Below are 13,394 nucleotides of genomic sequence, written 5' to 3'. Positions count from 1 at the left end.
GACATCTTATGGCCAACAACAAAAAGCTAATTTATTCAAAAGGTTAGAAAGGTTGTGTCTCTTAATGACCGATTCTCTTGAGAATCCTCATTCTATGTCCTATGTGGATCTTTTATCGTACATCGAAGAAGTTAATAGGTGTCCCGGAGGTAAAAGAACGGTAAATAACATCTTAATGCGATCCCTACTTCAAGACGGTGCCAAAGTATTAGAGATCGGTTGTAATACAGGATTTACTTCAATTGAAGTTGCAAAAATGAAGAACTGCCAACTGTTTGGGATCGACGTCAACCCTCAGGCCATTCAAAAAGCTAACGAAATCTTAAAAAAGGAACCAGATTTTATTCAGGAACGTGTCAAATTCGAGGTCGGAGACGCTAGAAACATTCGCTTTAAAGATAATCAATTCGACCTTGTTATAACAGGTGGAGCCAATACTTTTATCCCAGAAAAAGATCGTGAGCTAGCCTTCGCTGAATATCAACGAGTTCTTAAGCCTTATGGATTGCTGTCTGTTACAAACTTATTTTACCACCGGGATGTTCCGAAGCCATTGCTACAAAAACTCAATGATATTTTAGGATTTGAAATCCAACCGTGGACGAAGAATTACTGGCTCGATCTTTTGCTCCAATCAGGAATGGAGTTGTATTGGTACCAAGAAAAAGAAATGCAAGCGCGCCCATCAAATGTGATTAAGACCTATACAAATGGTCTAATTAATCAATCTCCGGCACTTAAAAGTCTAGACGATAAACAAGTGCAGGAGTTTAAAAGTAGATGGTTAGAAATCATGGAGGTTTTTAATGAAAATCACCGGTATCTTTCTTTCATGACGGCTCTCTTACGGAACCAATTCGTCCCCGAACAGCAAGAGCTGTTCTTGGAAAAAGGCGTAATCGATCCATGGAACCTCAATGGGCCCAAACTCTGGAAGGAGGAATAAAGGATGAAAGACACGATCCAAAAACTAATGCCGACAAAGTCGTGGGCGGACCCAACAACCCACTACAAGGTTGCCTTAAAAAGTGAATGGTATAAAACACTTGCAATCATCCAGGATGAGATAAATCATTCAACCTGGAACTTTTTCCGAGACCAAGGTATCCGAACGGTTAGTCTTCCGATTACCACCGGATCGATCACTAGTCCCATGGGCCTGGGAAGTGACTCGTTACCTGTCAAGGTGGAGTTGGAGGGTGTAGAAACGTATCTGTCGGATTCTATGCAATTTCACCTAGAGTATATGCTTCGGTATTTACCTGAAGGCGTGCACTACATAATGCCTTCTTTCCGTGGAGAACTCGCAGATGAGAGGCATCTATGTCAGTTTTACCACAGCGAATCAGAAATCGTTGGTGGACTATATGATGTTATACAACTAGTAAATCGGTATATTTATCGATTATGCGAAGACCTTCTAAAACACACACCGGCACATATCAAAAAGATGGCAGGCACAACAGAACACCTGGAGCAAATCATAAGTAAGAATAGACATATTCCGGAGATCTCTTTTGAAGAAGCCGTGAAACAGTTAAACAATGATTCAGACTATATCGTACACCACCCAGAGGGGTTCCGGACCATCACCCCCGAAGGTGAAAAAAATCTGATTAAACAGTATGGTGGAATGGTATGGCTAACACACCATGATTACCTATCTGTTCCATTTTATCAAACAAAGGATAAAACAGGAAAATACGCTCTAAATGCTGACCTTCTGTTTGGCATCGGGGAAGTGGTAGGTGCTGGCGAACGACATAAGACAGGAAATCAGGTGCGTGAATCTATGAGACTCCATGAACTTAATGAAAAAGAATATGAGTGGTATGTGTATATGAAAGATTATTTCCCAATGCAAACGGCTGGCTTCGGAATGGGATTAGAACGGTTACTAATGTGGATTGCCCAGCAAGATGATATAAGGGATTTTCAAATAATACCTCGTTTTAATGGAGTCACCATCACTCCTTAAAAAAAAGTCACGAAAGTCCAAGATGGTTTCAGTCCCTTGATCATAAACGTTTTAAAACTTTTCGCCAGTTCCTGCTATCCATGATGAGATATTTTAGACATTAACAAGGTAGTAATAAATACCCTATCCCCCACGCATATAGTCTTAGAGAAGGAAAGGGACGAACAACGTTCCCTTTCTATCTTTTTCGAAATTCGTTATGATCTAAATTGAAGATGGGATGGTTCTTCATGATCTGGTTATTGATCGCGGCCTTCGGGACTTTTCTTGGAAACAGTCTGCATTTTGTGGCTATCTCTTGGATCGTATTAGATTCACCAAGTGGGGTGGCCGGATTAGGGATTGTTGCTCTCACCAAGTTTTTACCTTATTTGATGTTTGGAAAGCTCTCTTCGAATCTTTCCAGGAAACATAATACCGCACGGGTTACGGTATTCACGGATTTAATCCGCAGTGGCGTGGTGCTTGTAGGATATTTTTTCATTCTATTAGAAATACACATCCAACTTACTATTTGGATAATCACTTTTCTGATACATTCATTGAGTGCAATCTTTCTCCCCAGTTATTTCGCCGCTATTGCCCAACGATTTAAGGGTGAGTCCAAAACCATTGTCAAGTTTAACAGTTACTCGACTGTCCTCATTCAGTTGGGAGATATTCTGGGCTCCTTAACAGCGGCAGGTCTGTTGTTACTAGTATCGACCCAACATTTACTGTTGGTGGATAGTATGACGTACTTTCTGTCGGCTCTGCTTTTAATCCTCGGATTCCGAGGCATGAAACAAGCTCAGGAGAAGACGATCGAAGAGGATTCTGAAAAACGAAAACAGGAAAATTTGAAGTGGTGGAATCCTTCGGTTCTATCCATAACATTAATGGGTTCCGCCGTAGCAACCGTAGTGTTGTTGTTTAATACTTTAGCGCCTATTAAAGCAAAGTCCCTTGTGCAAGATCCAACCCTGTTCGCCAATATGAATGCCTTGTACGCTGTGGGATCCGCCTTGGGAGGATTGGTAGTTGCAAATGTGGTTAAGGATCGACTGAAAATGCGATCCTTAGTCCCCTATGGCAGTTTAATGGTTCTAATGGTTCCTCTGTTCTTGTTAATGAAAAATCCTTTGTGGCTTATGATTATGTGCTTTTTTATTGGCCTCGTTAACGGAGGTTGGGGCAGTGTGATAAAGTCTGTACCCCAAATCATTTTTCCCGTTAAAGAGGTGGGGCCGGTCACGAATCAACGGGTAATCATCGAAACAATCATCGCCTTGGTAGTCTCATGTACATTAGTGCTCTTTCCGATACCCATTGAAAATATGCATCTACTGGTTATTGTTTCGACAGCATTGTTGTTAATAACACTATTGATTCTTCCAGTTGTCAAGGTTAAAAAGCAGCTAACGAAAGGTGAAGTGAAAAATGAAGAACACTCTCTTCCCACCGGCTCTAAAACCGGGTGATACGCTAGCCTTGTTTTCTCCTAGCAGTCCCGGACCACAAAAGTTTCCCCGACAGTACGAACTCGGTAAACAAACCCTAAAGAACCTAGGGTATTCCCTTGTGGAAGGCGTAACATGTACCACGATGGACAACTATCGGTCTGCTCCCCCACACCAGCGAGCGAACGAGATACATGCGTTCTTTGAGAATCCCCAGATCCAAGGAATAATTTGTACGATTGGTGGATATAATTCGTTGGAAATGCTTCCGTATCTTGATTTTAACCATATTCGGAAATATCCTAAGTTTATTTGTGGATTTTCGGATACAAGCGTATTGCTGAACGTACTTTACTATCGAAGTCGCCTAATCACCTTCCATGGACCGGCAGTCATCCCAAGCTTTGGCGAATACCCACATCCATTTGAGTTCACAGTTTCATCCTTCCGGCAAATAGCGGAGCAGACGGTAGCCTTACCCTATTCTTTTTCATACCCGGAGAAGTGGACTGATGAATATATTGAATGGACCAGCTACGAATGGGGAACTCGACCGAGAAAACAGTTTGTAAACGATGGCCCAGTATGGCTCAATGTGACTGAGGTGGCAGTGTCTGGAGTTTTGGTTGGGGGAAACACCAACAGTTTAATTAACATCTTAGACACTGAATATTGGGAGATCCCAGACGGAGCTATTCTGTTTATAGAAGATACCTACATCTCCCTTGAACAGTGGGCCATGATGATCTGGTCCCTTAAATTGAGGGGGGTTTTTAAGCACATCCATGCTCTACTTATCGGAAAAATTGAAGGTATGAGTTTGAATAAGGTTAAAGACATGAAGACTATTATTCAAGAGGTCTTGAAGCACGAGAATAGGGATATTCCGGTAGTGGCACAGTTGGATTTTGGGCATACGGCTCCTATTATGACCCTTCCCATAGGTTCCATCGTAAGAGTAGATCCTGTCCGAAAAGATATTCAACTGCTTCAACTAGATTCGGAGGGAGGAAGCGACGTTTGAAGAAAACCTATATCGAGTCTAAGGTCCCGCAGTTTTATGATCTTTTAACCAAAGAGATTGAGACCGTTCGACATATTTATCAGCAGTTTCTAGACCTAACAAAACCTGCAGGATTCGAGGAAATCCAAACAACTATGGTTGAGTTACGAAAGAGATATTTGAATGCTACCCATGTTCATCATAGCAAGATTTTTGAAGTGCATCGGGTGAAGGAAAAAACCAAATATGCATTGCAAGCCGATCTCGCGATGAGTATGTCTCGGTTTGTTGCTGATCTCAACAAAACCTTTCCTCTCAAGTTGATACAAATTGGGAATTTATACAGGGACCGTATTCCACAACGACCCGGTTATCGTCGTGAATTTCAGCAGATCCTTGTTGGAACATGGGGGCTTTCTTCCTATTTTGCGGATGCGGAACTCCTCACATTAACCTGTCAGGCTCTCAACCGGGTTTCCTCCGTAAACGTATCATATATTCAACTTTCAAACCACAACATTTTTAACTCGGTTAGACCATCGCTAGCCGAGGATATTCGGTTTAAAGGATTAGAGGAATTGGAAAAAACAGACCTTAATTTAGTTGATCAGCAGATATTAAGTCGTTTGTTTACACAAGGCCCCATGAAAATTGAAACCCTTCGAACATGGGTAGACCAGATTGTACATAAGAAAGTCCGGTCAGAGATGAATAAGGTTTTAGAAGTTATCAATTGGTTGCAATTCCTGCTGCCAGATGAAATAATCCTATTTTCGTTAAAAAACCTAGAAGGGACTGGCCATTACTCCGGCTTTAATTACCAGGTGTATGTGAATACTGAAAAAGAGAAAAACCTGTTAATTGGAGATGGGGGACGTATCGATACGTTGTGCTCTAAGTTCAGCCAGAAACAGATTCCGGCTGTCTGTATGGGGATCGGTGTATCTGTCCTTGCCCAATTCGTTCAAATTCAATCATCCATTCAACACGTTGTCGTCCTAATTGATGATAACGCCTTTTCTAATGTAAGAGAGGTAGCCCAACGGATCAAAAAAATTCAACGACAATTACAGCCATACTATATTGTTTCTATTATTACAGAAAAAAGAAATCGTTGGAACAAAATGTTTCGAAGCGACTTCTATGCGTCGAGCTCTTTCGTTCGAGTAAATGCTCAGGGAATATCAGTTCAGTCCAAACATCCTGATATTCAACAAAACTTGGAAGAACTTCTATCGGGTTGAATAAACAACGAGAAGTTCACAAAGAATGGCCCATGAGAAAAACCGGATCCGTTAAAAGAGAACCGGTTTTTTATTTTGGTATCTATTCGATTCGATTGTGAATTTAGGAAGTAAATATCCTTTAGTGGCTTTCACTAAAGGATACCGGTGTTTTGGTTTCGAATCTTATCCTTTTCCTTCTCCTCCATGCCGCTGTTCCAGCTCCCGGAGCACCCGATCCAAGGGCAGATGCTGTTCCCGAAGCAGAACCAAGAGGTGAAAGAGCAAATCCGCGGTTTCCCAGGAGAGCTCGGCGGAGGATCGGTTTTTGGCGGCGATGATCACTTCCCCGGCTTCCTCCCCCACTTTTTTCAGGATCTTGTCCACTCCTTCCCGGAACAGGTAAGTCGTATAGGATCCTTCCGGTTGTTCCGCTTCACGTTGGGCGATCACCTGTTCCAGTGTGTCGATGATAGCGAATCGATCCAAGGAGTCGGGGGAGCCGGAGGTGTGAAAGCAAGAGTAGTCTCCGGTATGACAGGCGGGGCCGGCGGGATTCACCCGAACCAGCAAGGCGTCCCGATCGCAGTCTGCAGTGATGGAAACCACTTTTTGAATGTTCCTGGAGGTAGCCCCCTTGTGCCACAGTCGGCGGCGGGAACGGCTCCAAAACCAAGTTTCACCCGTTTCAAGGGTCTTCTTCAGGGAATCTTCATTCATATACGCCAGCGTGAGTACTTTTTTACTGGCGGCATCCTGAACGATGGCGGGTATTAAACCGTGCTCGTCGAAACGGATCTCTTCCGGCTTCATCTCGATATTCAACGGACATGCACCCCCTTTTGCTTCAGCTCCGCTTTCAAATCCTCGATACCGACCTCCCGGTAGTGAAAGATCGAGGCGGCTAAAGCGGCTTCCGCTCGAGTTTGAGTGAAAACCTTGACAAAATGATCTTTCGTTCCCGCACCTCCGGAGGCGATCACCGGCACCCGGACGCGATCGGAGACCGTCCGGGTCAGGGCCAGGTCGTATCCGTTTTTACGGCCGTCCTGGTCCATGCTGGTCAAGAGAATTTCCCCCGCTCCCCGGTCCACCGCTTGCTGAGCCCAGTCCAAAACCTTCCACTCGGTCCTGCGGCGTCCACCGTGGGTATAGACGTACCAATCCTTCTCCGACGGATCATAAAGAGCATCGATGGCCACGACGATACATTGGGAACCGAAACGGCTTGCGGCGTTTTCCACCAATTCCGGTTGTTGAAGGGCGGCCGTGTTGATGGAAACCTTATCCGCACCGGCCCGAAGGATTTGAAACATGTCCTCCAGGTCGCCGATTCCGCCGCCGACGGTGAAGGGGATGCTTAAAACCCCCGCCGCTTGACGGACCACTTCCACCATGGTCTTCCGTCCCTCATGAGATGCGGAAATATCCAAGAACACCAGTTCATCGGCACCCGCTTCGTCGTAAAGGGCCGCCAGCTCTACCGGATCGCCGGCATCCCGCAGATCGACAAAGGAGACTCCTTTGACTACACGCCCGTCCTTCACATCCAAGCAAGGTATGATCCGTTTGGTTATCATGTATCCTCCCTCTCCTTGAGTGCGCGAAGACTTTCACCCAGGTCGACATTCCCGGTATACAGAGCCTTTCCTACGATCGCTCCGCACACTCCTTCCCGGGTATGTTGGGCCAGTTCGATCAGATGATGGGAGGAGCGGACCCCCCCGGAAGCGATCACCCTTTTTCCGGTGGCCTTCGCCAGAGAGCGTATGGCAAGAATATTGGGACCTGTAAGTGTACCGTCCCGAGAGATATCGGTGAAAATAAAAGTTTCCGCTCCCAATTCCGCCATCTCCCGGGCCAGCTGTTCGGCCAGCACCTCCGATGTTTGCAGCCATCCGTGGGTGGCCACCCGCCCTTCCCGGGCGTCAATCCCCAGGGCGATCCGGTCCCCGTAGGTGCCGAGAGCCCTTTTGACCCATTCGGGATTGTCGATGGCCGCCGATCCGATCACGACTCGTTCAACTCCCGCGTTCAACAGTGTTTCCAGACGCTCCAGACTGCGCACGCCTCCGCCCACTTGGACGGGAACATCTGCAACCGACGCAATCTCCCGGATCACAGACAGATTGACGGGATCTCCGGAGCGGGCGGCATCCAAGTCCACCACATGCAACCATTCGGCGCCGGCATTTATCCAACGCCTGGCGACAGCAACAGGGTCCTGATCATAAACCGTTTCCGCCTCGTAATCCCCCTGAAACAAACGGACGCATTGACCGCCGCGCACGTCGATCGCCGGATATAAGGTAAAACTCATCGGCGATTCCCCCGGTCCGTACAGAGGGCGGCGAAGCGCTCCAAAAGTTTGCGACCCGTCTCTCCGCTTTTCTCCGGATGAAATTGCATTCCGAACAGCTGATTCCGACCGACGATTGCCGTCACCGTTTGATGATAGTCCGTCACCGCCAGGATATCCGATGGATTATCCGGAATCACATGAAAGGAATGGACAAAGTAGGCATACCCTTCCTCCACACCTTGGAATAAGGGATGCGGCCGATCAAAACGCAGTTCGTTCCACCCCATGTGGGGAATGTTGTAATCCCCCTCAAAACGAACCACATGACCCGGGATCAGATTGAGCCCCTGATGGTATCCGTGCTCATCGCTGCCGGTAAAGAGGAGCTGCATTCCGAGGCAGATCCCCAATAAAGGCTTTCCCTCTCGGTGGACGATTTCTTTAATCACTTCGATCAGCCCGCGTTTTTTCAGCTCCAGCATGGCATCGCCGAAGGCTCCCACCCCCGGGAGAATCACCCCGTCAGCGGAACGGATGATTTCGCTGTCCGAGGTGATCTTCCATTCATAACCCATCCGGGTCAAAGCTTGACTGACACTGTAAAGGTTGCCCATTCCGTAATCGATAATCGCAATCATTTATAACACCCCTTTGGAAGAGGGAACGGATTTCACCCGGGGATCCAGCTGGGAGGCTTCGTCCAGAGCCCGACCCAAAGCCTTGTACAAAGCTTCGATCATATGGTGAGTGTTTTTTCCGTAATGAAGGATGGCATGGAGATTGATCCGCGCTTCCACGGCCAATTTCCAAAAAAATTCATGAACCAGTTCCGTATCGAAACTCCCCACCTTCTGAGCGGGAAAATCAGCCTGAAACTCCAGGTGAGGGCGATTGGACAAATCCACCACCACCTGCCCCAAAGATTCATCCATCGGCACCCAGGCTTGACCGTACCGCTTGATCCCTCGTTTATCTCCCAAGGCCTCCTTCAGGGCGGTACCCAAACAGATGGCGATATCCTCAGCGGTATGATGATCATCCACCTCGATATCCCCCTTCGCCTCCACGGTCAAGTCAAACAGACCGTGTTTGGCAAACAAATCCAGCATATGCTCCAAAAAAGGAATCCCGGTGTGAAGTTCCGTCTTCCCCGATCCGTCCAGTTTCAGGTGAAGTCGGATATGGGTCTCTCCTGTTTCTCTCCGGATGGTCGACATCCGTTTACTCATCTTTTTTTCCCTCCTCTCCTAAACGGGCCCGGATCGAGGCGGCATGACCGGTCAATCCCTCCGCTTCCGCCAGGGTGATCACATGGTTTCCGTCCTGTATCAGAGCCTGTCGGCTATAGGAAATCAGACTGGTTTTCTTGATAAAATCGTCCACCCCCAGCGGAGAAAAGAAACGGGCCGTCCCGTTCGTGGGGAGCACATGGTTGGGACCGGCTACATAATCGCCGACAGGCTCCGGGCTGTAGGGCCCCAAAAAAAGGGCTCCAGCGTTTTTCACCCGACCCACCCAGTTCCAGGGCTTCTCCACGATCAGCTCCAGGTGCTCCGGCGCCAGACGATTGGCCGTTTCCACCGCTTCCTCCAGATCCCGAACGAGGGTGATCGCTCCGTGTTCCCGGATGGATTGGGCGGCAATTTCCGCCCGCTCCAACCGACGGCATTGGACCTCGATTTCCCGAGCGGTCTTTTCCGCCAGGGACCGGGAAGGGGTGATCAACACCGCTGACGCCATCGGATCGTGTTCCGCCTGGGAAAGGAGATCCGCCGCCACATACCGGTGATCCGCCGTACGGTCGGCAACGACAACAATCTCCGAAGGGCCGGCGATCATATCGATATCCACCCGCCCATAGACCCACCGTTTGGCCAAGGCGACATAAATATTTCCTGGACCGACAATCTTATCCACCCGGGGAACGGATTCCGTTCCGTAGGCCAAGGCGGCGATCGCCTGGGCGCCTCCCACCTTCACAATCCGCTTTACACCGGCCTCTCGAGCAGCAACCAAAGTCGAAGGATGAACCTTGCCGTCAGACTGGGGCGGTGTTGTGATCACGATCCGGCTCACCCCCGCCACTGCCGCAGGCAATACGTTCATCAATACCGAAGAGGGGTAAGCCGCCCGTCCTCCCGGAACGTAGACACCCACTGTTTCCAAAGGGCGAATCAGCTGTCCCAGAATGGTTCCGTCTTCCTCTGTTTCCATCCAGGATTGACGGCGTTGTTGTTCATGGTAGCGGCGAATCCGCCGGGCGGCGTGTTGGAGGGATTGGATAAACCCCGGGGACACCTGCCGATACGCTTCCTCGATCTCCTCCGCCGCCACATCCAAGGAGGAAAGTTCCGCCCTGTCGAAACGGGAGGTCCACCGGCGCAGAGCCGCATCCCCCTCGGACCGGACCGAAGCGATAATTTCCGACACGGAGCGCTGTTGAGCCGGTGTGCCTGCCTCCTTTTCGCGGCGGGTGGAAAGTGCCTCCGGTTGCACAATCGCGATCATACTATCTCCTCCTCCCGGTCGATTCTCTCGGCCAACCGTTGATACAAATCATCGATAACCCCACTTTTCAACCGATAGCTGGCCCGATTGGCGATCAGTCGGGAGGTGACATCTTTGATGAATTCCAGCTCGACCAGTCCGTTCTCCTTCAAGGTACGGCCGGTGGAAACGATATCCACAATCCGGTCCGCCAACCCGATCCGGGGAGCCAGTTCCACAGAGCCATTCAGCCGGATCACTTCCACCTGTTGTCCCTGTTCGCGAAAATACTGATCGGCAATGCGGGGATATTTGGTGGCTACCTTCGGATGGATCACCGGAGACCAGTCCGGCAGGCCGGCCACAGAAATCCGACAAGGGCTGATCTTCAAGTCGAGGAGTTCGTAGACATCCCGCTCCTCTTCCATTAGAACATCCTTGCCCACAACACCGAGATCGGCCACTCCATGCTCCACATAGGCGGGGACGTCCACCGGTTTCACCAATAAAAAGGAGAAACCCAGCTTGGGAACGGAAACGGTTAATTTCCGGGATTCTTCTTCAGCCAGGTCTCCGGGCAAGTCGAGCCCCGTCTCTCGGAGCAATTGCACCGCCTCGCCGAAAATGCGTCCCTTCGGCATTGCGATCGTTAATCGGTCAGTCATCGTCATCCCCCTCGATCTCGACGATTCTGTCGAGTCGCTGCCTTTCCTCTGCCGGGAGCGAACCGGCTTCTTTCACATGCATCGAAACGGCCACGCCCTGTTCCCGCCATTTCTTCGCCTGCCGAAAAGCCTTCCGCCGCAGCCGGCGCGGATATACCAGAGCGATGTGTTCCATCTTCTCCCGAGTTTTGTCGCCGCCGGCCTCCACCAACCGATCCGTCTTCAGGGCGAATCCCCGGGCAGGACTGGAGCGGCCGAACCGTTCCAGCAACCGGTCATATCGGCCGCCACTCAACAGATAGATCCCGTCAGCACCGTACCCCTCAAAATAAACCCCGGTATAATAGTCCAGACTTCCCACCAAACTCAAATCCAAAAGGATCTCCGAAGCGACCCCCCAATCCTCCAGCGCTTCCCATATCGCTTCCAGATGGTTGATCGCCTCCCGGGTTCGGCGCGAGGCGGCCCGATCTCTCAGGGTTCCAAGAATTTCACGGGTTCCGCGAATCTCCAACAGGGAGAAGAGCTCCTTTTTTTCCCCTGCATTCAATTCCAATGCTTCAACCCGTTCCCGGAACTCCACCATGTTTCGACGCCCGAGGCAGTCTTTCAGGTCGGCGACAGCTTCGGCCTCTTCCAGACGTTCCATCAGCAGACCGTCCAACAATCCGATATGACCCATCGCCAGCTGGATCGGGCTGATTTCGCAGGCTTGAAGGGACTCCACGGCCAAAGCGATCACTTCGGCATCCTCTTCGGGAGTATCTCCCCCCACCAGCTCCACACCGGATTGATAGAATTCGGCATTTCGTCCGGCCTCCCGTTCCTGGGCCCGAAATACATTGGCATGGTAAAAAAGTCGCAACGGAAGAGGGACTTCTTTCATCACCGATGCCACCACCCGGGCGATGGGAGTCGTCTGGTCCGGGCGAAGAACCAAAGTCTGCCCCTGGCGGTCCAACAGTTTGAATAGTTTATGATCTTGGATCGCGCTGGCACCGCCGACCGTCTCAAAATACTCGAGTGTGGGGGTCATCACTTCCCGGTATCCCCAATGTTGAAAGCGCGCCTCCACGCGCTTCTCTATCCATCTTTTTTGGGCCACCGCTTCCGGCGGCCAGTCGCGAACACCCATCGGCTTTTCGAAATCGCGCGGCTTACCCATCCGCTTCCACTCCCGATTCCCTTTAGTTTGCTAATGTATTAAAGAAATCTTGACGTTCTTTGTAGTGTAACACTTCCCCTTCTTCAGCGTCAACGAAGCCCGCCAATACGGGAAAACCGGATGGAAGGCAGTCTATGGGGCACAAGATGGGTTGATCGACCATATATGGAGCAGGGATCATCAACTCTCCTGCTTATTCCTTCACTCCGGGGCGGGAGGAAAGCCATTGGGCCACCCTTCTCAGGGCTTTTCCCCGGTAGGAGTAGCGTTGTCTCTCTTCTTGTGTCATCTCGGACAGGGTCCGGGCAGCACCGTCAGGAACAAACAGCGGGTTAAAGGGAAAACCCGGTTCCGGCCGGATTTTCTTCGGCAACTCCTCCAGCAGGTGACCCGGAGTATGTTCCGGAAAACAAACTTCCTCACCGTCCCACATCACGGCGACGGCTCCCTCAAACCAAGCCTTCCGCGTCTCCCCCTCTAACAGCTTCATCACTCCCCGGTAGCCGATCCGTTCAAAGACCCTTTTGGTCAACACACCCGGAAAGCCCTTATAAGCCGCGAAGAAAATCCCTGCATCGTCCACCATCGCTCGCTGATATCCCATTTTCCTCACTTGCTCCAATTTGACCCGCGTCACTGCTTCGATGGAACCGACATCCGGTTCTACTAAATCCAGAGACAGCGGAGTCACCTCAATCCCGAAAGGGCGAAGAACTTCGACGGCTTCTTTGATCTTTCCTTCATTCATTGTCGCAAAGGGTAAAATCACATCTGCTCCCTCCATTTCTGTGTCCATTATACTCCGATCAAAGGCCTCCATCGAACCGATCAGTCCGTCGACAAGCGGATCCATTTTGTACAATAGAGAAATAGAGTGGGAAACAAAATCGCTGGAGGCAGTAAGGAGGTCATCATTCATGAGCGGTTTCGGTCTATGGTTCATCATAGCTGGAGGGGTGATGGGAGTGCTGGGTATCTTCCTCCGCCTGCGGGGCGACAATGCCGGTTACGAATGGATGGCGCTCGGTGTCCTCTGTCTGTTAGTCGGTTTCCTGGCGTAAAAGGCGAACACGGCAGAGGAACGATGCCGCCTGCTTCTTCAAAAGGTAACCACAAGAGGTTCCATTCCCAA

The 13,394-nt window shown here is 49.8% G+C and carries 15 protein-coding genes; 6 read left to right on the top strand and 9 right to left on the bottom strand.

The window, feature by feature from the left end; all coding sequences use genetic code 11:
• Positions 1–64 precede the first annotated feature (64 nt).
• The 5 genes from CHM34_RS08595 (at position 65) to CHM34_RS08575 (ending at position 5,664) form a co-directional block, all read left to right on the top strand.
• A complete protein-coding gene (locus CHM34_RS08595; RefSeq protein ID WP_094264188.1) occupies positions 65–946 on the top strand; it encodes a class I SAM-dependent methyltransferase in 882 nt (293 codons plus the stop codon).
• Between the two features lie 3 nt (positions 947–949).
• Positions 950–1,978 (top strand): asparagine synthetase A, encoded by a 1,029-nt coding sequence (locus CHM34_RS08590; protein ID WP_094264187.1) that lies wholly within the window; start codon positions 950–952, stop codon positions 1,976–1,978.
• Between the two features lie 230 nt (positions 1,979–2,208).
• Positions 2,209–3,438, top strand: coding sequence for an MFS transporter (locus CHM34_RS08585; protein ID WP_169713655.1), 1,230 nt, complete (start codon positions 2,209–2,211; stop codon positions 3,436–3,438).
• The gene (locus tag CHM34_RS08580) at positions 3,398–4,441 is read left to right on the top strand and encodes a S66 family peptidase (protein ID WP_094264185.1); all 1,044 of its coding nucleotides are present in this window, start codon (positions 3,398–3,400) and stop codon (positions 4,439–4,441) included. Before CHM34_RS08585 ends, CHM34_RS08580 begins: the two co-directional genes overlap by 41 nt.
• The gene (locus tag CHM34_RS08575; RefSeq protein WP_094264184.1) at positions 4,438–5,664 is read left to right on the top strand and encodes an ATP phosphoribosyltransferase regulatory subunit; all 1,227 of its coding nucleotides are present in this window, start codon (positions 4,438–4,440) and stop codon (positions 5,662–5,664) included. Before CHM34_RS08580 ends, CHM34_RS08575 begins: the two co-directional genes overlap by 4 nt.
• Before the next feature lie 165 nt (positions 5,665–5,829).
• Here CHM34_RS08575 and hisIE read toward each other — a convergent pair whose 3' ends face one another.
• From hisIE to CHM34_RS08530, 9 genes are all read right to left on the bottom strand, one after another.
• The gene (gene hisIE, locus CHM34_RS08570) at positions 5,830–6,456 is read right to left on the bottom strand and encodes a bifunctional phosphoribosyl-AMP cyclohydrolase/phosphoribosyl-ATP diphosphatase HisIE (RefSeq protein ID WP_094264250.1); all 627 of its coding nucleotides are present in this window, start codon (positions 6,454–6,456) and stop codon (positions 5,830–5,832) included.
• 8 nt (positions 6,457–6,464) lie between these two features.
• Positions 6,465–7,223: an imidazole glycerol phosphate synthase subunit HisF gene (hisF, locus tag CHM34_RS08565; protein WP_094264183.1), complete on the bottom strand. Its 759-nt coding sequence runs from the start codon at positions 7,221–7,223 to the stop codon at positions 6,465–6,467.
• On the bottom strand, positions 7,220–7,963 hold the full coding sequence (gene hisA / locus CHM34_RS08560) for a 1-(5-phosphoribosyl)-5-[(5-phosphoribosylamino)methylideneamino]imidazole-4-carboxamide isomerase (protein WP_094264182.1): 744 nt from the start codon (positions 7,961–7,963) through the stop codon (positions 7,220–7,222). Before hisA ends, hisF begins: the two co-directional genes overlap by 4 nt.
• Complete coding sequence (gene hisH, locus CHM34_RS08555) at positions 7,960–8,583, bottom strand: imidazole glycerol phosphate synthase subunit HisH (RefSeq protein ID WP_094264181.1); 624 nt, start codon at positions 8,581–8,583, stop codon at positions 7,960–7,962. The genes hisA and hisH overlap by 4 nt, the downstream gene beginning before the upstream one ends.
• On the bottom strand, positions 8,584–9,174 hold the full coding sequence (hisB, locus tag CHM34_RS08550) for an imidazoleglycerol-phosphate dehydratase HisB (RefSeq protein WP_094264180.1): 591 nt from the start codon (positions 9,172–9,174) through the stop codon (positions 8,584–8,586).
• The gene (gene hisD, locus CHM34_RS08545) at positions 9,167–10,453 is read right to left on the bottom strand and encodes a histidinol dehydrogenase (protein WP_094264179.1); all 1,287 of its coding nucleotides are present in this window, start codon (positions 10,451–10,453) and stop codon (positions 9,167–9,169) included. The genes hisB and hisD overlap by 8 nt, the downstream gene beginning before the upstream one ends.
• Positions 10,450–11,103 carry an ATP phosphoribosyltransferase gene (gene hisG, locus CHM34_RS08540; protein WP_094264178.1) on the bottom strand — a complete coding sequence of 218 codons (654 nt, stop codon included), beginning with the start codon at positions 11,101–11,103 and terminating at the stop codon, positions 10,450–10,452. The genes hisD and hisG overlap by 4 nt, the downstream gene beginning before the upstream one ends.
• Positions 11,090–12,262: an ATP phosphoribosyltransferase regulatory subunit gene (gene hisZ / locus CHM34_RS08535; protein WP_094264177.1), complete on the bottom strand. Its 1,173-nt coding sequence runs from the start codon at positions 12,260–12,262 to the stop codon at positions 11,090–11,092. Before hisZ ends, hisG begins: the two co-directional genes overlap by 14 nt.
• Positions 12,263–12,455: 193 nt before the next feature.
• Positions 12,456–13,181 (bottom strand): non-canonical purine NTP pyrophosphatase, encoded by a 726-nt coding sequence (locus CHM34_RS08530; RefSeq protein ID WP_169713654.1) that lies wholly within the window; start codon positions 13,179–13,181, stop codon positions 12,456–12,458.
• Between CHM34_RS08530 and CHM34_RS19280 the strand changes: the two genes are divergently transcribed.
• The gene (locus CHM34_RS19280) at positions 13,180–13,323 is read left to right on the top strand and encodes a hypothetical protein (protein ID WP_169713653.1); all 144 of its coding nucleotides are present in this window, start codon (positions 13,180–13,182) and stop codon (positions 13,321–13,323) included. The two genes, CHM34_RS08530 and CHM34_RS19280, sit on opposite strands and share 2 nt — an antisense overlap.
• The last annotated feature ends 71 nt before the right edge of the window (positions 13,324–13,394 follow it).

It is taken from the genome of Paludifilum halophilum (assembly GCF_002245355.1).
In the GTDB taxonomy this organism is placed as follows: domain Bacteria; phylum Bacillota; class Bacilli; order Thermoactinomycetales; family DSM-45169; genus Paludifilum; species Paludifilum halophilum.
This window is presented reverse-complemented; position numbering and strand designations above follow the sequence as displayed.

What these genes read in the sequence shown, in the direction of transcription:
- hisIE (WP_094264250.1), bottom strand. Translation starts at nt 6,456, where the DNA reads ATGAAGCCGGAAGAGATCCGTTTCGACGAGCACGGTTTAATACCCGCC.
- hisB (WP_094264180.1), bottom strand. Translation starts at nt 9,174, where the DNA reads ATGAGTAAACGGATGTCGACCATCCGGAGAGAAACAGGAGAGACCCAT.
- CHM34_RS08595 (WP_094264188.1), top strand. Translation starts at nt 65, where the DNA reads ATGACCGATTCTCTTGAGAATCCTCATTCTATGTCCTATGTGGATCTT.
- CHM34_RS08580 (WP_094264185.1), top strand. Translation starts at nt 3,398, where the DNA reads ATGAAGAACACTCTCTTCCCACCGGCTCTAAAACCGGGTGATACGCTA.
- CHM34_RS08530 (WP_169713654.1), bottom strand. Translation starts at nt 13,181, where the DNA reads ATGAATGATGACCTCCTTACTGCCTCCAGCGATTTTGTTTCCCACTCT.
- CHM34_RS08590 (WP_094264187.1), top strand. Translation starts at nt 950, where the DNA reads ATGAAAGACACGATCCAAAAACTAATGCCGACAAAGTCGTGGGCGGAC.
- CHM34_RS19280 (WP_169713653.1), top strand. Translation starts at nt 13,180, where the DNA reads ATGAGCGGTTTCGGTCTATGGTTCATCATAGCTGGAGGGGTGATGGGA.
- hisF (WP_094264183.1), bottom strand. Translation starts at nt 7,223, where the DNA reads ATGATAACCAAACGGATCATACCTTGCTTGGATGTGAAGGACGGGCGT.
- hisH (WP_094264181.1), bottom strand. Translation starts at nt 8,583, where the DNA reads ATGATTGCGATTATCGATTACGGAATGGGCAACCTTTACAGTGTCAGT.
- hisZ (WP_094264177.1), bottom strand. Translation starts at nt 12,262, where the DNA reads ATGGGTAAGCCGCGCGATTTCGAAAAGCCGATGGGTGTTCGCGACTGG.
- hisG (WP_094264178.1), bottom strand. Translation starts at nt 11,103, where the DNA reads ATGACGATGACTGACCGATTAACGATCGCAATGCCGAAGGGACGCATT.
- CHM34_RS08585 (WP_169713655.1), top strand. Translation starts at nt 2,209, where the DNA reads ATGATCTGGTTATTGATCGCGGCCTTCGGGACTTTTCTTGGAAACAGT.
- hisD (WP_094264179.1), bottom strand. Translation starts at nt 10,453, where the DNA reads ATGATCGCGATTGTGCAACCGGAGGCACTTTCCACCCGCCGCGAAAAG.
- hisA (WP_094264182.1), bottom strand. Translation starts at nt 7,963, where the DNA reads ATGAGTTTTACCTTATATCCGGCGATCGACGTGCGCGGCGGTCAATGC.